At 65.8% G+C, this 23,910-nt stretch carries 14 protein-coding genes and 2 pseudogenes; 10 read left to right on the top strand and 6 right to left on the bottom strand.

Annotation, left to right across the window (positions count from 1 at the left end):
- The first annotated feature begins 353 nt into the window (after nucleotides 1–353).
- The 5 genes and pseudogenes from ACFWYS_RS41950 to ACFWYS_RS41930 all read left to right on the top strand — a co-directional run.
- Nucleotides 354–953: a toll/interleukin-1 receptor domain-containing protein gene (locus ACFWYS_RS41950; RefSeq protein WP_384781435.1), complete on the top strand. Its 600-nt coding sequence runs from the start codon at nucleotides 354–356 to the stop codon at nucleotides 951–953.
- Between the two features lie 64 nt (nucleotides 954–1,017).
- Nucleotides 1,018–1,224: pseudogene (locus ACFWYS_RS41945) on the top strand (Wadjet anti-phage system protein JetD domain-containing protein); the annotation flags it as partial.
- A gap of 52 nt (nucleotides 1,225–1,276) precedes the next feature.
- Nucleotides 1,277–1,429: a hypothetical protein gene (locus ACFWYS_RS41940; RefSeq protein ID WP_384781471.1), complete on the top strand. Its 153-nt coding sequence runs from the start codon at nucleotides 1,277–1,279 to the stop codon at nucleotides 1,427–1,429.
- Nucleotides 1,430–1,616: 187 nt separating this feature from the next.
- Complete coding sequence (locus tag ACFWYS_RS41935; protein WP_384781433.1) at nucleotides 1,617–4,595, top strand: hypothetical protein; 2,979 nt, start codon at nucleotides 1,617–1,619, stop codon at nucleotides 4,593–4,595.
- Nucleotides 4,596–4,915: 320 nt separating this feature from the next.
- Nucleotides 4,916–5,155 (top strand): annotated as a pseudogene (locus ACFWYS_RS41930) (transposase); the annotation flags it as partial.
- Between the two features lie 353 nt (nucleotides 5,156–5,508).
- Here ACFWYS_RS41930 and ACFWYS_RS41925 read toward each other — a convergent pair.
- Both ACFWYS_RS41925 and ACFWYS_RS41920 read right to left on the bottom strand, forming a co-directional pair.
- Nucleotides 5,509–6,192 carry a hypothetical protein gene (locus tag ACFWYS_RS41925; protein ID WP_384781431.1) on the bottom strand — a complete coding sequence of 228 codons (684 nt, stop codon included), beginning with the start codon at nucleotides 6,190–6,192 and terminating at the stop codon, nucleotides 5,509–5,511.
- 24 nt (nucleotides 6,193–6,216) lie between these two features.
- Entirely contained in the window at nucleotides 6,217–9,237 is a 3,021-nt protein-coding gene (locus tag ACFWYS_RS41920; protein WP_384781429.1) for a CHAT domain-containing protein, read from the bottom strand.
- A 1,475-nt stretch (nucleotides 9,238–10,712) separates the two neighbouring features.
- Between ACFWYS_RS41920 and ACFWYS_RS41915 the strand changes: the two genes are divergently transcribed.
- Nucleotides 10,713–13,649: a putative dsRNA-binding protein gene (locus ACFWYS_RS41915; protein WP_384781427.1), complete on the top strand. Its 2,937-nt coding sequence runs from the start codon at nucleotides 10,713–10,715 to the stop codon at nucleotides 13,647–13,649.
- Between the two features lie 122 nt (nucleotides 13,650–13,771).
- Here the strand turns inward: ACFWYS_RS41915 and ACFWYS_RS41910 are convergent, their stop codons facing one another.
- Together ACFWYS_RS41910 and ACFWYS_RS41905 are read right to left on the bottom strand one after the other, a co-directional pair.
- Nucleotides 13,772–14,038, bottom strand: coding sequence for a hypothetical protein (locus tag ACFWYS_RS41910; RefSeq protein WP_384781425.1), 267 nt, complete (start codon nucleotides 14,036–14,038; stop codon nucleotides 13,772–13,774).
- Nucleotides 14,039–14,052: 14 nt separating this feature from the next.
- Complete coding sequence (locus tag ACFWYS_RS41905) at nucleotides 14,053–15,009, bottom strand: hypothetical protein (protein ID WP_384781423.1); 957 nt, start codon at nucleotides 15,007–15,009, stop codon at nucleotides 14,053–14,055.
- Between the two features lie 534 nt (nucleotides 15,010–15,543).
- On the opposite strand from ACFWYS_RS41905, the gene ACFWYS_RS41900 reads away from it, so the two are divergent.
- A complete protein-coding gene (locus ACFWYS_RS41900) occupies nucleotides 15,544–16,617 on the top strand; it encodes an IS110 family transposase (protein WP_384781421.1) in 1,074 nt (357 codons plus the stop codon).
- 109 nt (nucleotides 16,618–16,726) lie between these two features.
- Nucleotides 16,727–19,093, top strand: a complete 2,367-nt coding sequence (locus ACFWYS_RS41895) for a protein kinase (RefSeq protein ID WP_384781419.1) — start codon at nucleotides 16,727–16,729, stop codon at nucleotides 19,091–19,093.
- 106 nt (nucleotides 19,094–19,199) lie between these two features.
- On the opposite strand, the gene ACFWYS_RS41890 is transcribed toward ACFWYS_RS41895, so the two are convergent.
- Nucleotides 19,200–21,095 carry a competence protein CoiA family protein gene (locus ACFWYS_RS41890; protein ID WP_384781417.1) on the bottom strand — a complete coding sequence of 632 codons (1,896 nt, stop codon included), beginning with the start codon at nucleotides 21,093–21,095 and terminating at the stop codon, nucleotides 19,200–19,202.
- Between the two features lie 207 nt (nucleotides 21,096–21,302).
- Between ACFWYS_RS41890 and ACFWYS_RS41885 the strand changes: the two genes are divergently transcribed.
- Nucleotides 21,303–22,457, top strand: a complete 1,155-nt coding sequence (locus tag ACFWYS_RS41885) for a restriction endonuclease (RefSeq protein ID WP_384781415.1) — start codon at nucleotides 21,303–21,305, stop codon at nucleotides 22,455–22,457.
- 3 nt (nucleotides 22,458–22,460) lie between these two features.
- On the opposite strand, the gene ACFWYS_RS41880 is transcribed toward ACFWYS_RS41885, so the two are convergent.
- The gene (locus ACFWYS_RS41880; RefSeq protein ID WP_384781413.1) at nucleotides 22,461–22,718 is read right to left on the bottom strand and encodes a helix-turn-helix transcriptional regulator; all 258 of its coding nucleotides are present in this window, start codon (nucleotides 22,716–22,718) and stop codon (nucleotides 22,461–22,463) included.
- 96 nt (nucleotides 22,719–22,814) lie between these two features.
- Between ACFWYS_RS41880 and ACFWYS_RS41875 the strand changes: the two genes are divergently transcribed.
- Nucleotides 22,815–23,702, top strand: a complete 888-nt coding sequence (locus ACFWYS_RS41875; RefSeq protein WP_384781411.1) for a transporter — start codon at nucleotides 22,815–22,817, stop codon at nucleotides 23,700–23,702.
- Nucleotides 23,703–23,910 lie beyond the last annotated feature (208 nt).

Raw genomic sequence — 23,910 nt, 5'->3', positions numbered from 1 at the left:
CACCTTCCGCGCGGGAGCCGCTCTCAGGGGTGCTTCGATCTGGGTGATGCCCGAACGGCGCAACCCTATGAACCTGATTGTGCAGCGGCTGCCGCTGCTTGAGACCGGGTTTCGCGGGATGCGTGGCATGAGGCTGGTGCGGAGATCTCTTGGGGGCCCACTGGCAGCTTCAGACTGGCCGAGCCGGGGGACTGGCACTACGGCAGCGGTTGGCCTGCCGGGTGGTGTCCAGCTCGCGTTCCTTCACGTCCCGGACGGTGAGGCCGACTGTGCGGTCAAGGAGCCAGACGCGCGATCTCGTCAGTTTGACGATTTTCCCTATCTGGTGGAGCCCCCGATGGGAAGCTGTGTTCATGCACGCCTTCATCTCTCACAACCACCGCGACAAGCCCCAAGTGACCCCACTTGCCGCCCGCTTGCGGTTGCTCGGCGTGGACGTCTGGCTCGATTCATGGAAGATCCGACCTGGGGATCGGATCCCCGGCAAGGTCAACGAGGCGCTGGGGCTCGTAGACACCGTCATGGTCTTCTGGTCCGCCAACTCTTCGAAGTCCCCTTGGGTGAACACAGAGTGGGAGGCCGCCCTCACACGGCGACTGCGGGATGACTCTGTCCGCGTCATCCCGGTTGTCCTCGACGACACTCCGCTTCCGCCGCTCCTTGAGCCGATCATGTGGGTTTCCCTGGTTGACGGTGATGTCGATCGAGCCGCTCGGGAACTCGTAGGTGTGGACTCCCAAGCAGAACTCGTGAAGACGATGCAGCGGACCGTTGAGGAGTCCGGGCTGGAGTACAGGTACTTCCATGGGTTCGGCGTCATCGTTGGCTGTCCCCGGTGCGGAGCTCCAAGTTCGAAGTTGGAAGGCTGGAGCGCCGTTGATCACGTCCGAGACGACATGTATGCGGGCGTTCGTTGTGCCGAATGTGGGTGGGACGAGGGCGGTGAAGTCTGACTACACCGCGCGCACCGTACAGAGTTTCGTCGGGGCCAACGCGCCGTGGCGTGGGCAGTGACTGATGAGGACCCTGTCGGCTCGTTCCGGCGGGGGTCTCTGCGTTCGGGGATGGGCCCGGTTAAGCGGTGCGAGGGCAGTCGTAGCGACGCAGCACGGTGCGGGGGACAGGGCCAACGACGTACGCCTGGCCCTCTGGGGCGATGTGGACACCCACGGCTTCACCATCCTTGACCGGCTGCGCCGGACCCTCGCGCTCACGCAGTCGATCCTGATGAACCGGCCTACTTTCCTGGAGCACCGCGGGCAGTGGGTGAAGGAAGATGCGCCCACCCACCGGCCGTTCGGCACACTCACCGGACGAAGCCGATGTCTACGACAACCTCGTGGACGGCGAGTTCGGCCCGAACGTCCTGCTCGAACAAGAACGCGTGCGATTCCACCTGGTTGAGGACGTCGTCAACGTGCTTCGCTAGGCGTTGAGCAGCCATCAGCCGGGCTGGCGGTGTTGATGGTGGGTGCTGAGATGGAAGTTCACATGCGCAGGTCTCTATGGGCTCAGTTCAGAGTTCGGCGTGTTCAACTGGCGTGCACACGAGGGCTATCGAGCCGTCCAATCGTGGAGCTGGTCCCATTGTCAGCGGCGGAATGCATCATGTCCGCATGACGACGAACCCGCAGCACGATCCCCCCGAGCCGATTCCCGCAGCCGACTCTGGGGAAGATGACGTGGAACAACTCTGGGAGGAGATCGGTGCTGGTCACAGGCTCGTGGCCCCACCTCCAGATCTTCCTCCGCCGCTCACGGTGACAGCCCCGCTGCTCCTTCAGGTAGAGCAGTTGTCCTGGGAGAGCCTCGAGCATCTGATCGTGGCGCTGGCCCGTGAAGTTGAGGGTGCAGTCCGGTCCAGGCTGTACGGCAGGAACGGGCAGAAGCAGCACGGCATCGATGTCGTGGGGTACTTCGACGATGGCAGCCTGACGGTCTATCAGGCGAAGCGCTGGCGGAGTTTCACCGCCGATGCCCTCTCGGATGCGGTTCGGATGTATGTCGAAGGAACCCGCCCGTTCGACGCCACGCGCTTCGTGCTGGTCACCACTGCCTATGCCGGTGACACTGCGGTGGAGGATCGGCTCCATCAACTGCGTAAGGACTATCACCCACTCGACATCGAACTCTGGGGCCGGCAGCAGCTCTCGGACCTGCTCTTCCCACAACGTGCCTTGGTTGACCGCTTCTTCGGGCGGGCGACGGCAGAGGGGTTCTGCGCAGACGGTCCGGATCCCGTCACGCAGCACACCCATACCGTGGTGGGCTTGCCAATCCGGGACTTCACCGATCCGTTCGCTCTGGAGGTGCACCGTGTCATCGAGGTCGAATCAAGGGATCCCGGTGACCGGCTGCCCCCGCTACCGGCCTACATCAGCCGGGAACACGACAGGCGGGTGGGCCAGCTTGTCGCACGGGTAACCGCCGGACAGAGCGCTCTCGCTGTACTTGTTGGCGACTCCTCCACAGGCAAGACACGAGCATGCTGGGAGGCTATCCAGGCGCTACCGGGCGACTGGCGACTCTGGTATCCGATTGCTCCAAGCCCAGCGGAGGCACTCCTCAATGGCGTGCTGTCCGTCGGGCCGCGGACGGTGGTCTGGCTCGACGAAATCGAGCCCTACCTGGCGTCGCCTCAGCTGGGCGAGCAGGTGGCCGCTGCGCTGAGGGAGCTACTCAAGGATCCCACCCGGGGCCCGGTCGTGGTCTTGGGAACAGCCTGGCCGGAGCACTGGGAAAGGCTTACCCTGCCGCCCGCTTCAGGCGCACCTGATGGGCACCGAGAAGCCCGCATGCTGCTTGCCGGCCACAGTGTCCTCGTCCCCCGTTCGTTCGATGAGCCAGCTCTGCTGGCAGCGCGCAGAGCAGCACACGAGGACCGGCGGTTGGCAGAGGCACTTCACCGAGTCGGCGACGGACGGATTGTCCAGTACCTCTCTGCCGCTTTCGCTCTCATGGAGCGCTATACGACTGCCCCGGCCCCCGCGCAGGCCGTGATCCATGCAGCAATGGATGCCCGCCGGATCGGATGCAGTGGAGCACTGCCTCGTACGCTGTTGGAACTGGCTGCCGTCGGCTATCTCACCGATGACGAATGGTCTGCTCTGAGGGAGGGTTGGTTCGACCAAACCCTCTCCGCGCTTCAACAGCCCTGCCGCGGCGCGACCAGTCCTCTCGGCCTGGTGCTCCCCCGTCCCGGTCAAGCAGTTCACGCGGAACCCCATTTTCGTCTTGCTGACTATCTCGATCACCATGGACGGTCGAGTCGGGCGGCCGGGCCTGCTGCGGCTTCGCTCTGGAGTGCGCTTCCCGAACATGCAGCGATGAATGATCTTGTCGGGCTGGCCTGGGAAGCCCGAAACCGTGGTCTCTTTCGATACTCGTTCCAGCTCCATCTGCGTGCCGACGCCGCGGGCATCGAAGGCACTGCCTGGCTCGCGGGTGACCTGATGGAACGAGCCGAGCAGCACCAGGAAGCCTTGCGCTGGTATCAGCGCGCAGTCGAGTCCAGGGACGAGGACGCCTATGCGAACCTGGTTGAGCTGTCGGAGGCTTTCGGTCAGACGGATGAAGTGGTCGAACAGCTGACACGACTGGCCGAAGCCAATGATGAGCTCGCGCTCTCCTGGGTCGTCGAGCTGACAGCGGACTCGCGCAGTACGGGTGAGACAATTTTCTGGCTCGGCGGTCTCGCCGACCGCGGTGACGCCGCTGCCGCCCGCGAAGCCGGTGAGATGCTTCAGCAGAACGGCCGCTTAGCGGAGGCACTTGAGTTCTACCGGCGGGCAGCACTTTCTGGCGACGCACTCGCGATCCGGCAGTCCGTAGGCATGGTGTGGAACACCGATGGTGCTGATAGGGCCCTCGCTTGGCTGAACGAGCTGGCTCAAGGGGGCACCACCGACCTGATGGTCACGGCCAACACACTCGCTCAGGCCGGTCGTTCGGCCGAGGCGCTCTCGGCCTTCAAGCGTGCGGCCGACACTGGCCACGACATGGCCTTCGGTGTCGGAGCTGAACTGGCCGTGAAATGTGAAGGACTCGAGCAAGCTGCAACGTGGTTGGAGCCATTCGCGACGGCCGGCAGGCCATTCGCCTCGGCCGCATATCTCGACATCCTCCTGAAGGCAGAGCGTTCTGACGACGCGCTGCGCTGGTGTCTGGAGCCCGATAGGCGCGTGGACATGGCAGTGCTTCACACCGCCGCCGAGCTGCTGGTCGCGTCGAGGCGCGAGGACGAGGCGCTGCGTTGGCTGGGCTCCTTGGCTGAACAAGGACATGCCTTCGCCCTCTGGCGCATGGCAGGACTTTCTGAACAGCTCGGGCGAGTTGACGAGGCAGTGTCGCACGCGAAGAAGCTCGCCAAACAAGGTCACACATCGGCGCTCCATCTCACGGCATTCCTCACTGCGCGACAAGCCAAAGGCGAGGAGGCAGTTTCCTGGTATAGGAAGGCAATCTTGGCGGGAGAACCGTTTGCTATCGCCGAGATGGTGGATCTGTTGAAGGAACTAGGGCGTCATGACGAAGGCGATCGCTTGCGCAAGTATGGTTTGGAAGCCGATGGGCAGATTGCTGGCGGCGCAGGCTGACCTGCTGCTGGCGTCGTTTGGGAGCGCCCTGCTGGCGCGATCGAGGCTGGATGTGAATCCTCCAAGACCAGGCGGGAGGAATGAGGCGAGGCTGTAGTTTTGCTGGCCAGGGCCGGTTGAACTTGGCCCGCAGACGGATCGTCCGCCCGAACCGTTCATTGCGGCCGATTCGTGAGGCCGTGGTCGAGCGTGACTCCTTTGGACGGGCCGTGATGATTCGCCGCCCCAGAAGGCATGGGCGTGTCGTTGTTGAAGATGACCGCTGGGGCTCGGATGGGGCGAAGCGTGGCCAGGCTGCTGTCGGTGCCTCTGGTCCACGGAACCCGCTGGAACGGCTGAACCGGGAGATCAGACGGCGGGCCGACGTCGTCCAGGTCTTCCCCAACCTCGCCGCCCTGGACCCACTCGCTGGCGCCGTCCTGGCCGAACTCCACGATGAATGGCAGGTCTTCGACGGTCGCTACCTCTCCGAAGCCCGCATGGCCGACCTCTTCACCACCAAGCCAACCCCGCCCGAACTGCGGATCACCCCGCAACCGAAATTGAAACAGCCGCCGTAATACACCACCCAGCGGGACGTGACCTGCAGGGGTTGGCCAGGATCGCCAGCGCTACCCTGCGGGGAATCCGACCCCAGTCCGGATGCACTCCCATGGCCGGCTGGGGCTGGGACCAGGGCTGTGGTGCTCTGTCGTGGCAGCGGATCCGACCTGCTGGCACCAGTCCCTCTGATCCTGGGCCAGAGTGGGACCGGGGACTGCCGCTCCGGGACGGCGGCGCCGAAGGCAAACTCCCTGTAGAAGGTGGTTGCTTGGAGCCAGTAGCACGTCACCTGGCCTCGCCGGGCAACAGACCTGCGAACCGCAGGCTACTTTGCGGGCGACTCACCGATCTACTCATGGACGCTCTCGGCCTACGCCCGGCGTGCGGGATCGAGGGGGACGACGCTGAGTTCAGAAGGTAGGTCAGCCCGATAGGAGATGAGCCCGAACTTCTTCCGGTTGATGGTGGAGGATACAGCGACCAAGGCATCGACCTCAGCCCCATGGGGCATTTCCACCACCATGCGCAGCGTCTGGACTCCCTCGAGCTGCCACCTCTTAGTCCTGGTGAACCGCCACTCCGGGTCGGACTCGCCTTCGCCCTGGGCGATAACAAACACTTCCTCGTGCTCGGCCTCGATGCCGCGCTCGAACCCGGGCTCGACGAATCCCAGGCTCAAGGTGAGTCCGAATGTGGTCGAACGTCGAATCGGGGAGGCAACTCTGAGGGGTGAAAGCGCACGAGCCACCGCTGATGTGCCAGGCTGGCGGCCCACGAGCGCCACACCCACCGCTCCGCGCACGTGCGGTTCTCCGTCCGCCGGGTAGAACGACACGTCGAGTTGCAGGATGCAGTACCTGACATCGCCGTTTCCATCGAGGCCGGCCAGTGTGGGCGCGGCCTCACGGCACTGTTCCGGCGTTAGGGGAACCACGATCGGCCGACCAAGACCAAGCCGCCGCACTGGTGCGGTGTCCCGCTCACCGAGCAGCACCCGTTCCGGGATCAATTCGACGTCGACGGTCTCGGTCGGCGGAGCAGCGATCTCGATCATGCGTCTTCCATTCCATTCTATGACTCACCAACCGCCTAGGTAGCAAAACGCACCCCAATGGCGGTATTGAGGATGTGCCTCTCGGGTGGCCTCTTGTGCGACGCGGAACGCGGTCAGGCAGCACTCGCCTTCGGCAAGCGCCCTGTAGAGCGTGGTGAAGAACAGTGTGGTCGGATCGGGGTGCACCGGCCACAGGCAGCCGATGACCGACCTGGCGCCAGCCAGCAGGAGCGCCGCCGGCAAACCTTGCAGGTTGTCGCCGTAATCCACTCGTCCGAGCGCCGACTGGCAGGCAGCCAGCGTCACCACCTCCACCCCCCGTAGATCGCACCGCAACAGGTCGTGGGCGAACACCCTGCCCTCGCCGTCCCCGTCGGAAGCGAGGTACAGGCATTGGAAGGCCGGCGCGGCAACGTTGTGCGACCCGTGCGCACCGATGTGGACGAATCGCGCCCGGGGCAGGGCCGCACGCAGGGCCTTCCGTGTGGCTGCCGGTCCGGTGAATGAGGTGCCTCCTGCCACCTCGGCGATGCGGTCGGCCTGTTCGGCGAGCACTTCCTCACAGGCCAATCCGAAGCGGCCGCCCCCGTCGGGAGAGCCGAAGGCGACGACCGTGCGCTCGGTTGCCGAAGCCACTGGGGACGGACGCAGCGACGAGAGGCCGGGAATGGTGGTGACGGTCCAGTGATCGGCTAGTGGTGCTCCGCCTTCGTGGATCAGATGAAATGGCATGAAGTGCAGTGGCCCGTGAGGCCACAGGCACAAGTGGTCGTACCCTTCGTCGCGCCACTGATCGAATCGCTGGGCCAACGGCCCGAACAAATCGACCAGAGAATCCGTGAGCTGTCGCTCCGCATCCCTGGACACGGCGCGGAAGAGGGGGTCTGCGCACACTGCCTCACGGACCCGCGCCACCTCGAGAGCGGTAAACCGCACCACCAGTGCCGGCCCGTCGTCAGGCCGACTCAACAGGTCCTGGGCCGGGGCCTGGCGAGAGACCCACGTGCACTCGACACCGCGCGAGGTGATTGCGGACAGGTGGATTGCCAGGTCACCTCTGTCGATTTCACCGAACTGCAGGGAGATCAGCACCGTCCGTGGGGGAAGCAGTCCTGCTGTTTCGTCCAGCCGCTGATAGACCGACTCGCCAAGAGCGGCGCGCGTGCGCGCCAGATGGGTACTCAGCTCCCGGTTGTACCTCCGCTGCAGATTGCGGAGCCGCTGGTCGGCGCTTTCTCCGGGTTCGCTTTCTGACACGCCGAGATATGCACCGAGTACTACTTCCTCCCTTAGCGGACCGGCGCCGACCGTGACCGCTTGCGACTCGAGTTCGACAACTTCGGCGAGCAGTTCGTCCTCATGAGGGAAGCGGTCCAGTGGGCCGGCGTCTTGATGGGCCACAGTGAAGCGCTGGGCCTTGCCGAGCTGATGAACGAGGTGGCTGCTGAAGCAGTCCTGGGTAAGGTTCCGCGCAAGCGCTACAGCCAGCTCGAAGAGCACCTGGTCGGCTTTCTCCCTCACGACCGCCACCGCCATCGCAACCGCGGCGGCCAAGGACCCGATGGCTTCTCTGGCCATGTCGGGGTCACCGTCTTCATCGAGTGCACCTAAGACCAGATTCAGGCAGTGCAGCGTCTGGTCCTCAAAGTCGAGTGCCGCATACCAGTAGGCCGCCTCGGCAAACAGGCTCAGGGCACGGCCGTGGTTTCCGTGAGCCCATTCAGTCCGAGCGACCATATACCGCAGCTGGTTTTCGGCGAAGAGGACCCCGGCGACGGCCGGGCCGGGGTATGCGGTGTCGATCTCGTGCGCTTCGCGCAGCAAACGCATCCCGTCGCCCGGCCTATCGATCATGCCAGCGTGCACCGCCAGATGCGCCAAGCCGGAGGCTCTTTGCCGGGGTGACCACTTCTCGCGTCCGGCCTGCCGCCGCAGCCGGCGTTCCTCTTTTTCGAGAGGGAAGTTCTTCGGCGGGCAGCCGGAAGGGTCATCCGGCAGTCCGTGCATGGCTGCCACCAGGAAGAAGCCCCGCGCTGCCGGAGTGGTGCCCCCTTGGAGGGCCTCCTCTACTTCGGTGAGGATCCCGCAGACGAGGTTCGAACGGCCGCCCGCGATCGCGGCTTCCAGCGACAGTCGCGCCAGATCGTCCGCTTTGACGCGCCCCTCTAAGGCGCGATATTCGGCTAATGGAACCGGTGGAAGGCGCTCACTGGTCAGGTCTTCAGCCGCTCCGTTGCGCGCCAGTATGTAGAGCAGGCTCACAAACCCGGAAGCGTCCTGCGCACCGTCCCCCATGGTTGTCACCGCTTGACGTGCCGCGTGGACGATGTCCGCGGAGGACACCTGGAGCCCCACAGACGCCCCCAGGTCCAGGGCCTGCGCCCATGCTTTCAACACAGGCATCCGGTCTGGCCCGACGGCGAGTTCGGCAGCCTCCTGTAGGAGGTCGATCGACTCTGTCACCGGCACCCGCGGGTGGGGCATCATCACTGCGTTCGCATCCACGCCGGGCTCACGCTCCCGCAAGTGCCGGATCAACCTCGACTGCCAAGGAATCCAAGCGGCGTCGAAGCTCCGAGCCCGGCCCACCATGTTCATCCCGTACGGTGTGAAGCGCAGCCGACCGGCCTGCAAGAGCCAGGTTGCCAATGGCACCGGATCCTCGACACGGCGGGCGTCGTTGACGAACCTGTCGGCAAGTTCACAGGCATGGTCGAAAACGCGACGATCAGGTACCGAGACCAGCCAAGCAGTTGCCGCGGCCAGCACTCGTACCGCGGCGCACTCTCGCCAGGGCGCGTCCACCGGTGCACCGGACGACTCCACACAGGTGAAGAGCAGGCGACTCAGAGCGTAGGCGAACTCGGCGTGATCGTCGCCCACGGCCAGGTCGACCTCCGCGGCGACGGAGGAAACTTGATCACCATCGACCATCCTGCCGAGGAGAGCTGCGCGCCGCTCGGCCTCGTCCTGGCCGATGGTGTGTCGAACGACGGCATCGGACAGGGCGAGCAGAGACTCGACAACGTCTTGGTTCCCGTTCATCACGAGCCCCCAGTGATGGGCCACCGATGTCCTATTTACGATTATCCCGGACATCAGCCGCCAGCGACACTTCAATGGGAAATTCCGTTCGGCCTCTGGCCGTCGCCTCACCCGCCCGGCAGGCGCCCTGCTGCTGTCACTGGCGTCCGCCATGCTCTGCGCACGAACGAGAACGCCACTGGTGGCTCATCGAAGACTGCACACGGTCCACAGGGGACCCAGACGCCGAACGAATGGCCGAGTGGATCGCAAGGAGTACGGGCACGAGCTGTCGAGCGATAGCTTCCTCGGCACCCGCGCGGGCGTCGTGGCCGCTCTTCTGTGACGGTGACGCCCACGCATCAGTAGCTGCTTGGTCATGCTCTCCCTTCCTGCTTTGGCTCCGTGGCGTTGCGCCGCGGAGAACCGGGCGGGATGTGCGTTAACGCCCCCCAGCGCACACGATCAAGGGGGAACCGTGCCACATCCGATCACCCGGACACGCAACTGGTGGAGCGGGAGATCGCGGAGTATCCGGCTCTTCAACTGCATGTGCATCCCTCCGTGCATCGCCGTTCTGCACGGGCCTTTAGTTCGGCCACATCGACTGGTGGACACGACACGCCTTCCTCCTCGACCGTAGCCTCCAGCGTGACTGGCGTTGCTTCGGCGGTCCCATCGCCGTACTGCTGTTCACCAGTTGAGCAGCGCCCAGGACGAAGCCCGCCAGACCAAACGTGCCTGGGCCCGAGCTGGAACGGAAGGAGCGGCCTTCCAGAGCTCCCTGCGCTCGCTGTTCACCAGTCCCGACCTCGCCTCTCCTGACCTCCACGGCAGAATCCCTGGGCGACCAGATCAACGCGATCCGTTCCCTGCGCCGCGACGATCCCGCACGAGACGAAGCCATCGTGAGCGTCCTCGCCGAATTCGACGCAATGCGGCCAAGCCCGTCGGGACGCCTCCGCCGCACTTTCAGGGCGCTAGTGCAACGCAGCGACGAGTTGTCGCAGGTGAGGCTCTGGCGGACCCAGCTGCAGAAGCGGTGGCAGATCCTCCGCACCCAGATATGCGCCCAACTGGCCGACGGCTGGCTTGCCGACGACACGAAAACCGCTGCCCATCAGGCTATTTGAGCAGCCCTTGAAAGCAGGCCGAAACCCATGGATGTGGGAGCGAGGCGACGAGCACGCTGCGGTGAATGCGATGCGGTACTTCCTCAATGACCCAATCGCACTGTGCCAGGCCGCCAGAGCCCTTGAGGTGTACAGGCGACCGTTCGGCGCCGAGGCTGCGTGACATCGAGACCCGCCGATGTTGATGCCGGTGATGGCCGTGATGTGACCCTGGAAGTCGTCGCCTAGCGACTTCCGAAGAAGCAGACGCAGCTACACCAGAGCCCTGGCGTCGAAATCGGTCTCAACTGTGTAAATGCCTATCACTGCTTGCCATGCCGTGATCCACTGGAACAGGGGGCGCGGCTTGGAGCAGCCGGCCGCGTGCCGACGACACAGGGCTCGCACGATGCACGGGGACCGCAGATGAACCACTGGGTTGGAATCGTCGCGCTGCGTGACGCGCCGAGTGCCGTGTCGACGCCGCTACACAGGATGGCGACGGCGATCGAGACAGCCCGCCGGATCCGCACCTACAACCTGGGCACGGGGCGCAAGGTGCTTCACGCCGACTTGCGCGATGCACTGCGAGCTGTCGGCCGGCGCTACTCCTTGGCGAACGACTCGGCGCGGGCGGCTGCCTCGTTCCGCGCAGTGCGCTTCTTCCCAGACCATACGGATGCGTGGCGGGATCTGCCGTGGTGGCTGCAGCAGGACTTGGCCAGGGAACTGGAGGCGTCGCTGCCGGTGCAGCGCAGTGCCATCGCTGTGCAGGCCCGCCGACCCCCTCGGCAGCTGCCGGTCACAGGGAAGCCGCAGCGGCGGGCCGGGTCCGTGGCCTCCACGACGTCCGTCGTCGAGCGGGTTGGGCTGGATCCGATGGACGTTGTACGTCCGCCGTTGACGGACCCCGGGACGCCGTTCGACGTTATCGACTTGGGTGCCGTGTTGGAAGCGGATCTCGCGTCGACCGGTCTGAGCTTGGCCGACGATCCCGTGCACGCGCGGTGGCTGCGGATCGCGACCCTGCACACGAGTTACGTCTACGAGGACGTGCATGGCCCTGCGGGCCTGCTCACGCTGCACACCCTGAACATGCTTGGCTCGCTGGGCGGAGCGTGGCTGGACCTCCTTGTCCTGGACGCCCTCGCAGCGGATCCGACAGTCCACGACAAGGACGAGGGTACGCAGTCGGCTCGCCTGGCCCACCATCGCAAGGAAGCAGTGCGGCAGCTCGGAGCCTGGGCGGCGGCTGCCGGATTCGCTCACCTGGGGCGCGGGCAAGCGCAGAGCGAGACGGCGAGCGTTGCCGAGACGTTGGCCCTGCAGGTCGTTGGAGCGCTCGTCTTGATCGGCGCGGATGAGTCGGCGCGCAGGCTGGTCGCGGCGAAGACCAGCGACGCGGGACGGGGTTGGGGGGCTGGCGTCCCGCAACGCGATTGGATCACGCTTGTCCAGGAGCGGCCGTACGTCCGCGGCATGCGGTGGTCGTACGACACCGAGGGCCCGGACCACGACAGGACGTTCACCGCAACCCTTCAGACGGACGACGGGCGTACGGTGAGTGCGACTGGCGGTTCGAAGAAGGCCGCGCGCCAGGCCGCGGCCTATGCCTTTTTGATCCGTTACGATCCAGCAGCCGCCTCCACCGTACCGGCGCCCCGGCGCGACCCTGCCCCTGTCAGCCCCTCGGGCTACGGCGTTGACGAGCCGGGCCACGGGAAGGCGATACGCGACCTTCGGCAGGGATTCGGCTTGGCGGTAGCGGCCGAGCCGTGGCTGGCCCAGGCCCTCACCCACAAATCCTGGGCCTATGAGAACCCTGGCCTTGTCGAGAGGGCCCACCAGCGGAGCAACTCCCTGCTGGCGCACGCGGGTTCGCACGTGGCCAGAGCCCTCATGGCCTACGAGAGGGCGCACGAGGCGGCGTCCCGGGGCTTGCGGCCTGCTCCCGAGGAAGCACGGATCGGTTCGGTCGGCAACACGGAGTGCGGCCGTCTCGGCGAGGAACTCCGCCTGACCTCAGCCATGCTCATCGGCACCGGTGAACGCCGCAGCCGGCGCTCCGATCCCGGAGAGGGCGCCGCCCAGGCAGTACTGGCCGTCGCCTGGCGGCAGCTCGGCGCGCGCCTCCTCACTCGGCGCCCATACGTGCTGCACACGTGGCTCACCACTTTGGACCAGGGCCTCGACCCCGTGACGCAGCTGCAGAATGTGTGCAGCCGCTTCGGTATCCGCCTGAACGAGCCGGAGTTCTACGTCCGTGGTGAGGACCACGCCGAGGAGCGGTACTGCGAGCTCGTCCTCACCTGCGGCGAGGAGAGCATCCGCTGGGCGGGAACCCCGGTCATGGGAGGCAAGGCCATGGCCAAGCAGCGCGCCGCACAAGAGATCCTCGCTCTGCTGCACGCCCACGCTTCCGGTAACACCGGTACGTGGTCCGCGGAGGAGACACGCGTCCTGCGTGGCGTTCTGCGCCAACAGCTCCACCAGGCGCCCCACTTGCCGCCGAAGGAGTGCCTGAACTGCGCCCGTGACGGTGTCCTGGGCCTGGACCTTCTGGCGTCCGCAGACCCGGAGGGCTTCCGCGCCTGGGCGCAGCGAACTCAGACACTGGTGGGAGACCTTCCCCAGGACACCCTCGACCACCTGACCCGCTTCTACACCCAGTGCCTGACCCAGGTCCGTTACGGCGACGACTCCTCCCTGCGCACCGCACTGCGGCGCGTCGCTGGCGGTGCAGCGGATGTGTCCACGCATCTCGCGGCCACGGCGGCCCTCCGCGCCGCGACCGCGGAGCACCCCGCGGACCTGCGGGGCCTCCTGGCCGCATGGTGGGCTCAGACAACGGAAGCGGCACCCGTCTGGCTGTCCGACGGCACGGGCCAGCGCGGCGCCCTGCCGCTGACCGCCGTGGAGGCCGGCGCGCTGAGGGAGGTCCTGGTCTGGGCGGCGGAGGCGGCAAGAGCGGTGAACCGTCCCATGTCGGTGGAACTGACGATCGACACAGACCGCCTGTACGTACTCCTGGGCATCGAGGGCGTGAACGTCCCGAAGACCTGCGCCCGTCTCCTCCCCTTGCTCGATGAGATCGTCCCGTCGATGCGCTGCACGGCGACCGAGGACAGCCTCCTGCTCCATTGGCGGCAGCTGGATGGCTCCAGTGATCTCGACGAGACCACTCTGGCCGTGACGGGCTTGACGGCGCTTTCCGAGCCGCTGCCCGTACCGGCCGATCTCAAGCGGCAAGCTCGGGACGCGTCGCCTTCCCGCCTTGATCGGCCGCCTCGCCGGGACGGGCCTGACCCTCAGCCTCCGTAACTCCACTCCTTAAAGATCAGCAAGCGGTCGGCGATTCGTGTCTGGCGACGATGGACGCCTTGAAATGCAAGGTAAGCCATGCATGTAGCGCGCCGCCGACAAACCTGGATAGGGCGAGCTCTTTAGGGCTGCTGCGACGAGTTGGCGAGTGCCACGGCCTGAGCCTGGCGCGCGGCGGCGAAGACAGCCCGGCGGGCACTGAACGGGTCGTGGGCCGAGCGCAGCCAGGGGTGGGTACCGAGAGCGGCGGCCAGCCGCCTGCACTCTTCCTGGGCTGTGAGCCACCGCTCGCGTTCTGCGCGTGTGATGTCGGCTCGTCCTGCCGCGATGTCGGCTCCCGCCGGGAGGGCGTCGGCGAGTGCGCCAAGGTGCTGAAGGGCGGAGTCCAACGTCACCCTCGCCGCTACCACGTCGCCGGGAATCTCCCAGCCGTCCATGTTCCACGTGGACCTGTATTCCGGCGGAGGTTCCTTCGATAGCCAGTCGGAGGCGTCGATGGGGTCGCCGTTGTCGCGGGGGCGCGCGAGTTCCGAGCGAATCCCGGTGTCCTCGCCGTAGTGGCAGTGCACATGTGCCAGCCACGCCGCGGCCCGGTGCGCGCTTGCATGAACAGTGTCACGAGCTCACCCGTGGCCGTCATGCGCACCATTTCGTCGTAGTGCGCCTGCGTCGATTCCCATGTGGCGTGCCAACCGGCACAGCGCGTACCCGTCTTGGGGCATTCGCGTTGAGTGGTCCAGTCGCAGCGGACCATGCGCAACGCCTTCACGCCTCCTCGCACGCGCAAAGCGTCACCACTGCCCACGTCCTGCCATCGCTGGACGTTCAGCCTGGCCCAAGGCGCCCGATCGATGGCCAGCGAGTTCTCGTTTGTCACGAGCCACAGCGGTGTCAGGCCGTCGCCCACCGCGGTGCGCGTCCTGTTGTCCACAGAACCACTCGCGATCGGCGAGATCTGGATCTCATAGCCGATCTTCTTTCCGCTGGCCCCGGCGACCGTTACATCCGTACGGCGGCGACCATGTACGGCTCGGTCTTCGACGGAGACGCTGAAGCCCTCCCGGCTGGCTGCTTCGGCGGTGTGGTTCTTGAGCGCCTTGTGCAGCTCGCTCTCGCCCGCTGTCTCGTTGACCTCGCCCCTGGTCACGTGCCGGGCGTGGTAGCGGCCGTTCTTCTCGACGATGGTCATGAACCCGGGGCAGACGGTGCCGTATTCGTGGGCCCCGAGGCAGTAGAGAAGGTCGGGCTTGTAGTTGCGGTGAATCTCCTGCAGGAGCCCCGGGCGGTCGGGGTTACCCAGGTCTGATGCACTCAAGTCGATAGTGATCCCGTAACCGCGATGCAGCACGTTGTGGGTCATAATTTGAGAGTAAGTCCTACCTCTGACAACAGAGTTGGTTGCCGCAGTCGGACTGGCCGGTTGCGTCCATGGAGATGGCGTACGGGTTCGACCTGATCCGGGGGTTTGCTCCGGCATCGGGATGGCGCCTGCGAGCCGTTGCCAGTCGTTCGCGCGGGGCGCTTTGAGATGCGCCGGAGAAGACCTTGCGGCGCGCAGCGACTAGGGAGCTTCCAAGGGTCTTCGGTCGGTAGATGACATCTGTGTGAGGACGGGCGGCGGTTGGGGAGCATGCCAGCGAACACTGCTGCAGTACCGTGGACTGGCTCCTGACATCTCTGACCGACGTGTCCTGACCATCCTGTGTCGACGCGGGGCGAGGCAGTGTGCTCGGACGCTGGGCCGGGCGAGCGTGTCTGGAGCACTGCAATGCGGACGACCTCTGCACCGTGTCACTGGTGACCGCTCTCCGGGCCGGCGGCGCACTGTTGCCTGACCTCCGACAGGGGGATGAACTATCGAGTCGTCAGCCCGCTCCCAGCCGTGGACCGCTCTGTGAACGCGGATGAGGTGATCCTCGGGGTCGACACCCATCGAGATGTGCACGTTGCGGCTGTGGTCTCGATGACAGGCAACGTCTTGGCTGTTGAGCGCTTCCTGACTACGGCGAGTGGCTATCGACAACTTGCCGAGTGGGCCGGCCGGTGGGGTGCTGTCTGCCGTGCTGGGGTTGAGTGCTCCGGCAACTACGGTGCGGCGCTGTCTCGATATCTGCTGTCTCAAGGCATCGCGGTTGTCGAAGCTCCCGGCCCGGGGCGCTCGGCTCGCCGTCGACGGAGCAAGTCCGACGAGGGCGATGCAGTCGCCGCCGCCCGTTCTGTACTCAGTGGCCGTGCGCGTTCCCCAGTGAAGGCGGCCGACGGCCCGGTCGAGAGCGCGCGCATATACCTGATGGCCAAGGACTCCGCGGTGAAAGCTAAGCGGCAGGCCGTGAACCAGATCAAGGCCATCCTGGTCACGGCCGATCCGGCCCTCAGAGAAGAGCTGCGGAGTCTGTCGCGCCGTCGTCTGACTCTCTCCTGCCTGCAGTTGCGTGAAGGCGGCGAGGAGGTAGATCCGATCGTGCGGGCCACCAGGTTTACGGTGCGGATGCTGGCTGAACGCATCGAGCACCTTGATCGGCAGGCTCGAGTGCTGGAGCAGCGCCTGTCCGCGTTGATCAGGACGCACTACCCCTGCCTGGTCAACTCTGTCGGAATCGGACCCCACAGTGCGGCGGTGTTGTTGACGGCCATGGGTGACAACAGAGAGCGCATGCGAGGCGAGGCGTCGTTTGCGGCGTTATGCGGGGCAAGCCCGGTCGAATACTCCTCGGGCAGCCGGCAGCACCGCCGGCTCAACCGCGGCGGCCACCGGCAGGCGAACGCGGCCCTCCACCGCATTGTGCTGTCCCGGCTACGCTGGGATCTGCGTACGCAGGTGTACTACGAGCGACGTGTGGCTGAGGGGAAGACCCGGCGAGAGATCATCCGTTGTTTGAAGCGGTACGTGGCGCGCGAGATCTACCGGCTGATCACCACCAGCCGTCAGGGAAATGCGAACGGGCTCAGCTACCTGTCCGCCCCGTAGCCCATTGCGCCCAGCCGGGGCATCGGTGTCTGCGGCCTGTGTTGATGGCGAGGCTGAGCGCCATTGTGCCATGCAGGAGGTGCAGCGGAGGTTACGCTCCGCAGTTGGCGTGAGCAGTCGTATCTTTGTGTTCATGCCGCCGCGTCACAAAGAACTGGTCAGCCCCGGCACTCGGATGAAGTTCCGCTCACTGGCGACGAACTTGACTGTTCGCACGATTGCCGAGGCGTGGCAGAGCCACAACTTCGCCCCCATCCCCGACGACGAACTTCGGTACACGGACTCCAGCGTCCGCCGCACCACCTTCGAGTCCTACGCCGCAGCCGTTGACTGGTCCGACCGCAGCCACGTGACCAGGGCGCTGCGTGTGTTCGAGGACATGATTCGGACCGGACGGCGGGAGGGGTGGAGTGGGCCCTGGCTGGACGATCTGACCGAGCGCCTGCGGCAAGACGGCCTGCAGATCGATGAACGCGACCGCATCACCGAGATTCCGGGCACCTGGACACCGGCAGTCCCTACCCAGAGCTCGACGCGCAGGGACAACCGCAGTGTGGCGCTCACCGAGGTGACGCGGCGTCGCATCGCCGAAGCCCTTGGCACGACCGATTGGACGGGCGGGCTGGGCGACCTCCCGTTCCTCGAGCGCCTCTATGACCTCGATGCCTTGCCGAGCCATGACTCCCGCTTCGCGACGGCACGAGAAGACATCGCCAAACACCGCTACGCCAACGACGACTGGGAAAACGACTGGATCTTCAGCGACGACCGGTTTGGCCTGGGGCGCGGCCCGGACGAGACGTTGCTTCGATTTCTCAGTGAGACCCTTCACCCCGCTGTACGCACGGACGAGGAGGAGGTTGCACGTCTCGTGACTGTGCTCAATAGGGTGCTGGCTCCGGATGGTTATGTTCTGGAACCGGCGACTGTGATCAGCGGATACCCGGCCTATCGAGCCGGGCGCTTGGCAGAGAGGACGGCATCCGGCCAGTCGGACGGAGACGTTGCCGCGCGCGAGGACTTGGATCCGATGCCCGGCTCCCGGCACAGTTCTGCGCCGGGGACCTCGACCTCTTCGGCGGTGGCCGATGACGCGGCGCGGGTGCGACGTCTGGCCCGCGGAGATCGGAAGGACTATTCCTGCGAACGCCTGCCGTTCGCCGACGGCGGTCAAGCAGACGTCTTTCGCGCGATACATAAACCGACGGGCGCCAGGGTGGTGCTCAAGAAGCTCCGTGACCGGAACCCGCCCGAACGTAAACGCGCCCGCATGCGGCGCGAGATCACCCTGGGCCGCTGGCTCGATGGGCACCCGCATGCCATGCCGATCTTGGACGCGGATCCAGGCCACACCTGGTTCGTCATGCCCTACGCCCCCTTCACGGCGGAGCAACGCAGAGACCAGCTCGCCGAGCCGTCGGAGCTGAGGAAGCTCGTCGATGCCCTGTGCTCGGTGTTGTCCGCCACCCACCAGGCTGGGTGGATCCACCGGGACATCAAGCCCGCCAATGTGCTCATGTACGACGGCCGTTGGGTCCTCGCAGACTGGGGCATTGCCCGGCGTCCGCGTGGACAGACCACGGACCCGCAACGTACCCGCGTCGGCGTACCTTTCGGCTCGGACGGTTTTGCCGCTCCAGAACTTTCCATGGACGCACACAGCGCCACAGGCGCCGCCGACGTGTACAGCATCGGTCAGCTGATTGGCTGGGCCGTGACCGGAAAGATGCCCGCGATCAACGTGCCGCTCCTGCCCCAGGCAGGGCCGTGGAGAAGCATCGTGCGGCAGGCCACACAGACCGATCCCGCTCGCCGGTCCCCCACTGTCCAGGCACTGCGCCAGCTGGTCATCCAGGAGACGCAAGCCCCAACGCAGTCAGCCTTTGTGAAGGCGCAGGCCCTTCAGCGTGATGTGGAATCAGGCTCTGGCACCGCTGCACACGAGTTGATCGCGTTGGCCGCGCGACATATCGATGACGCGTCGCTCTACTGCGACCTGCTGGTCAAACTGCCCCTGCGGCCACTCTTGCCGGCGCTGCTGGCCGATGCTCAGCGAGCCATCAACATCGTCCGCGCGATGGCCGCACTCCTGGGCACGCACCGGTCTCCTGAGCGGGGGGAAGTCGATGCCACCATCATGTGGCTGATTCGCATTGCGCAGCGGGCAGCAGAGATCGGTGCACTCGACCTTCTCGAGGAGTGCTGTGACGGGGCATTCGAATGGGACGCTCACTGGGATCAGTGGGGACCTCAGAAGGACATCGCGGCATGGCTACGCACCTTGCAGGGCGACAGTGCCAGCTCAGTCGCCTCGATGCTTCGCCAACACCCCACCTGTGCACAACACTTCAGTCACGTCGCCGACGACGTCGATGTCGACCACCGGATCCGAGCCGCCCTGACACAGCTTGGCGACGCGCGTCCCGCGCCAGCGCAGGCTGACGCGATCCGCCCATCCCCACCCGGACTGCGGTGACGCGGGGTTGGACCGGGGGCTCCCTTCGCGCCGCGTCTGGAGAACTGCACACGATGCGCCTCTCGCGGCAGTCTGTTGGGCTGACCGGCGAGTGCCGCGAGCGGCTTCAGGTCGACTCGTGGGCCGGATTGGTGGACGACTGCCGCGGGACAAGCCTAGCTGGCATGGTCCGAGGAGGGTTCGCGTAGGCCGCGTGCGCGCGTTCCTGCTCGCGATGCCAGATCCGCTGGAGGGCTTCGTCTGACCGCGGCACAGCGAGGCCCAGGTCCCTGAGGATCTCTCGAAAGAAGGGGACGGGGCCGCCGTCAGGTGCCACGACCAAGGACGACAAGAGCGGGGCATCGCTCCCGGAACGATTTTCGATCTGGGTCAGCAGGGTGAGGCGCACATCCTGAGCGGTGTTCTTGCCGCCGGACAGCAACAGCCAGTGTGTGGTGCTTCCTGCCTGCGCCACAGCGATCAGCTGCTGCCGCAGCTCGTCCGGAGCGGGGACAGCTGGCCTTTTTGCCTTGGCGAGTTGAGCGTCGCGTGGGCGCCGATCCCGCTCGTTCGGTTCCTCGACGGGGCGCTCGTGCGAGGTGGCGTTGGAAGCCTTCTGGCTACGCTGCGCCGCCTGTCGGGCCGCGGTGATTGCGGCCTCCAGCTGAGCGCTCGTTTTGCGTAGAACCCGGAGCCCACGGCTGTTGAGCTGCGTGCGGCGGGTGCCCTCCAGCAGCCTGCGCGCTGCTCGCAGTTCCTGCGTCAAACGGGCGGCAGTCCCGCCGCCTGCGCCGCCAGCCAATTGCTGGCCTTCGGCGAGCAGATCTTGCAGCCGCATCCATTCGTCGGCGCCGGGCGTCTGGCTGCCCTGCCCAGCCGCCTGGTGGCTGCCTTGAAGTTCGACGCGGCGCGGGCTGAGCGGGGTACGAGTACGGCGTTGGGGCACCGCCGCATTAAGCGGCAGTTCCGGGGGCATGGTGCGCGCCGGGACGCCGTACTTGGCGAACGCGCGATCGGCCTCTCGCTGAGCCCACCGCTTCAGATGGGGCGCCGACGACGGCTTCCCCAGCCCGATACCTTCGATAACCCTGGCCAGGTACGGCAACGGCGCACCCTCATCTGTCCGCATGAGCGCGGACAGTACGGGGTCGCGCGCAGGGAACGGGATGTCGACCTCGGTGAGCAGATCGACGAGGTCCGCGTCGTCGTATCGGGTGAAGTCCACGCCGATCGTCTGCCCGAGGCGCTTCAGGGTCGGTTTGGTTGCCCAGCGCGCATCGAGCTCCAAGGCGTCTCGAAGCGCGACGATCAGTTCGTCCCAGCCCAGCTCGCGGACGGGCGGCGGCGGGACCTCAGGCGATCGCTCTGTGCCGCTGCGCCTCTTGTCGTCGGCCCTCGCGCGCCGGCTGGCCGCCCGGATCTTGTCGACTGCCGGCGTCGCTAGTCCGTCGTGGGTCAGGTCTGCGGCTGAGAACGGAGTCCATTCGGTTGCCTGACCGCGTTGTTGCACACCGAGATAAGGGCATCGCTCGGCTCCCCTGGTCTCGAACCGGATCCGGAAGACGTACCCGGACTCGTTCCAGAACACATCGGGCACCGCGCCGCCGAGCCCGAAGATCCAGTCTGCCTCTTCTCGTAGAGGTAGGGTCTCGCCAGGCGCTGGACCCCACGAGCCGTTGAGGTCGGGCCACAGGCGGAAGTGCAGCCGCCGGGCCATGCCCTGTGGGTCGACGTCGATCGAGCCACCGGAAGCGGCGGCGTTGCCGGGCATCCGGACCGTCGCTTTGAGGCCACGACTGCCCATCCAGCTGCGCAGAGCCCGCCTCATGAAGAGATGGTCGGCGCTGTCTTCACCATTGGCGGTCCGCGTGCAGGTGTGATGAGGATGGTGCGCGAAGTGACAGACCTTCGATTCATAGAGGCGGTCGGTGAGCCGTTCTCCGCATCCACCGAGCAGAGTGCCGCACCAGTAGGTGTACTGAGGATGGCGTTGCCGCCATTGCGTCAGCTCTCTTGCCTTCATGGGGAGGATGATTGCCAGGTCCGAATCGCGGCTACCGATGACAGCCGTCTGTATCCGACGATGGTCCACGGGCGGCGGTTGCATGACGTTGGACCTCCGGCGGAGGGAAGCTGGCAGGCATCAACAATCCTGCCAGAACAGGTCACTTGTGCCAGTCGCTTGCAGCGAAAACAGCCGAAACTCCCCGGCCGAGCGAGTATTTACTGGGTGAAGCACGGGCAGGTGGTGACGCTGGCGTGCCGGCACCAGTACGGGAGGGGCGGGGCGATGTGTTCCAGGTGTACGACCCGGGATTGGTCTGGCGACCGGTCGCTGCTCGAATGGCTCGGGGAACTCGTTGGAGTCCGGATCGGGCTATCCGTCACGGAGGATGAGGTGGCCCGCATCGTCCGCGAGGCGACGCGGGATTCCCCGATCTCTGACTACAAACAAGCAAATGAAGTCTTCGGGCGTCGCGCGCTCGAGCGTCTCGGCCTGCGTGGTGCGATCGCTGCTGGCGACGGGGTGATCCCTCGCATCTGCGCAGGAGTCGGAGACGGCGAACTGGCGGTACGCGCCATCGCCTTCATGATGGAACGCGTCGTCAGACCTGGCGAGGCGTCCAAGCAGTGCGCGATGCCGGGCGCCGGGTCCGACCTCGTAGACATGTTCCGTGCAGGCTTGCCTCTCGGTGGCGTGCACATCCCGCAACTTGAATACGGGATACGGGACACAGACGCCACCGAGTGCGTGGCAGAAGCCCTACGTCTCTACGGCCGGGCCTTCGCTGACGCTGTTGCCATCGTCGTCGACGAGATGCGGTACAGGGCGGCGCGCAATCCCATTGTCTTGGGTGAGCGCCAAAGTTGGGATGATGTCCTCGGCCTTACTGAACTCTTCTCGTCGGAGTCGGTGTTGGCTTCGTATGGAAGATTCTTTGACCAGCGATTCGTCAACTATCTGGCTGCCAACTATGAGGCGATCGGGGCAATTCACTGGAGGAAGTTCGAAGGACTTGTCGCCGAGTACTTTGACCGGCAAGGGTTTCGTGTGGAGATCGGCCCCGGAAGAAACGACAACGGCGTGGATATTCGGGTCTGGGAGGACGACTCGTTTGCCGACACCTCGCCGCCCACGATGCTCATTCAGTGCAAGCGCGTGAGGCGAGAGATCGACAAGGTGGTGGTGAAGGCCCTGGCTGCCGACGTCGCATGGGAGGGGGCGCAGCAAGGGTTGCTCGTGGCGACGGCTGACTGGTCGCCGGGGGCACGGGAGGTCGTCCACACCAGGAACTACGCGGTCACAGAGGTGAACCGAGCGGCCGTGCAAATGTGGCTTGAGGACCTGCGAGTATCCGGCAACGGACTCTGGTACCCGGCCTGAAGGTCAGACACCGACACCGCTGTACTCGGGTTCGCCGCTGTCGAGGACGCGGAGCAGCGATGCGGTGACGACGCGAGTGCTGCGGCCAATGCGCAGTACCCGGCACGGGAATTCCCCGCGGCGGACCAGGTCGTAGCCCTTGGCCCGGGAGAACCCGAAAGCCTTGGAGGCGTCTTCTACGCTTCCCGTTCCGCCCCAGGTAGCGCGGATGTGAGCCGGGCTGTAGGGGGCGTCCTGCGGCGGGCTGTCCTGTCGGTGCATCGTGCTGGCTGGTCCCTTCTCGAAATGCGGTGACAGCGGAAATATCCCTGCGCGGATGGGCGTTCCCCTCTGGCATCGTGATCGTGAGTCGAGGGGGTGGTCGGTCTGAAGCTGTTCAACACGGCAGGCGGCGTGGTCGAGGTCCTGCCGCGTCTTGCGGAGGTCGAGGCGGATGTGCAGGCCCTCGTCGAGGCGCACATGGAGACGATGCTGGGTGTCACCTTCCTGGCGAGCGAGTACGTCATCGACTGTGTCGATGGCGGGCGGATCGATTCGCTGGGTCTCGACGAGAACGGTGCGCCCGTGATTGTCGAGTACAAGCGCGGCACCGACGCAGGGGTGATCAACCAGGGCCTCTTTTACATGGCCTGGCTGACGAACCACAAGGACGCTCTCCGGAGTCTGGTCCGCGACCGGCTCGGGGCGATGGCCGCGTCCCAGATCCTTTGGAGCGCACCGCGGCTGATCTGCGTGGCCGGCGACTTCACCCGCTACGACGCGCACGCTGTACGCGAGCACCGGCGCTCGATCGACCTGGTCCGCTACCGGTACTTCGGCAGCGACCACATCGGTCTTGAGACCGTGGCCTCGGTCACCGGGCACTCGGCAGAGGCCAAGCGGGTACGCCGCAGCGCGCCCGGGGCGCCGCTGGTGGTGCAGCAGGGCGGTGCGATGGCCGAGCTGGCGGCGGCGGTCGACGAGGTCCTCGTCGGGCTGGGTGACGGCGTCACCCGGGTGCAGCGTAAGCAGTACCGCGCCTACCAGCGGTTGCGGAACTTCGCCTGCCTCATCCCGCCCCAGCAGACCAAGGTGCTGGTCTACCTGAAGGCGGATCCGACGGCGGTGGATCTGGTGTCCGGGTTTACCCGCGACGTGACTGGGCTCGGCCACCATGGCACGGGAGACCTGGAGGTTCAGCTGCGCACCGAGCGGGATCTGGAGCGCGCCCAGGACCTGTTCCGCCTGAGCTACGCCGCGGCGTAGCACCTTGACCGGAGGAAAACGGCACGGGCTATGCAGTTATGAGAGGTCTTCGTGTGCTGTCCTTCCGGTAGGACGGTCAGGTAATTGGCGGTGGACCACTAATGATCCGGTGGAGTGGGGGGTTAGGTTACACGGAAACCTCGCGTATAGTTGTGCGCACCCAGCGGGACGGAATTAAGGCGGTGGGGGTTGAGGTGTTGTTGTATTG

It is taken from the genome of Streptomyces sp. NPDC059010, from assembly GCF_042740355.1.
Classification (GTDB): Bacteria; Actinomycetota; Actinomycetes; order Streptomycetales; family Streptomycetaceae; genus Streptomyces.
This window is presented reverse-complemented; position numbering and strand designations above follow the sequence as displayed.

Coding starts and splice junctions, on each gene's coding strand:
- ACFWYS_RS41905 (WP_384781423.1), bottom strand. CDS start 15,009: ATGACCCACAACGTGCTGCATCGCGGTTACGGGATCACTATCGACTTG.
- ACFWYS_RS41880 (WP_384781413.1), bottom strand. CDS start 22,718: ATGCACCGACAGGACAGCCCGCCGCAGGACGCCCCCTACAGCCCGGCT.
- ACFWYS_RS41925 (WP_384781431.1), bottom strand. CDS start 6,192: ATGATCGAGATCGCTGCTCCGCCGACCGAGACCGTCGACGTCGAATTG.
- ACFWYS_RS41950 (WP_384781435.1), top strand. CDS start 354: ATGCACGCCTTCATCTCTCACAACCACCGCGACAAGCCCCAAGTGACC.
- ACFWYS_RS41890 (WP_384781417.1), bottom strand. CDS start 21,095: ATGAAGGCAAGAGAGCTGACGCAATGGCGGCAACGCCATCCTCAGTAC.
- ACFWYS_RS41935 (WP_384781433.1), top strand. CDS start 1,617: ATGACGACGAACCCGCAGCACGATCCCCCCGAGCCGATTCCCGCAGCC.
- ACFWYS_RS41920 (WP_384781429.1), bottom strand. CDS start 9,237: ATGAACGGGAACCAAGACGTTGTCGAGTCTCTGCTCGCCCTGTCCGAT.
- ACFWYS_RS41940 (WP_384781471.1), top strand. CDS start 1,277: ATGCGCCCACCCACCGGCCGTTCGGCACACTCACCGGACGAAGCCGAT.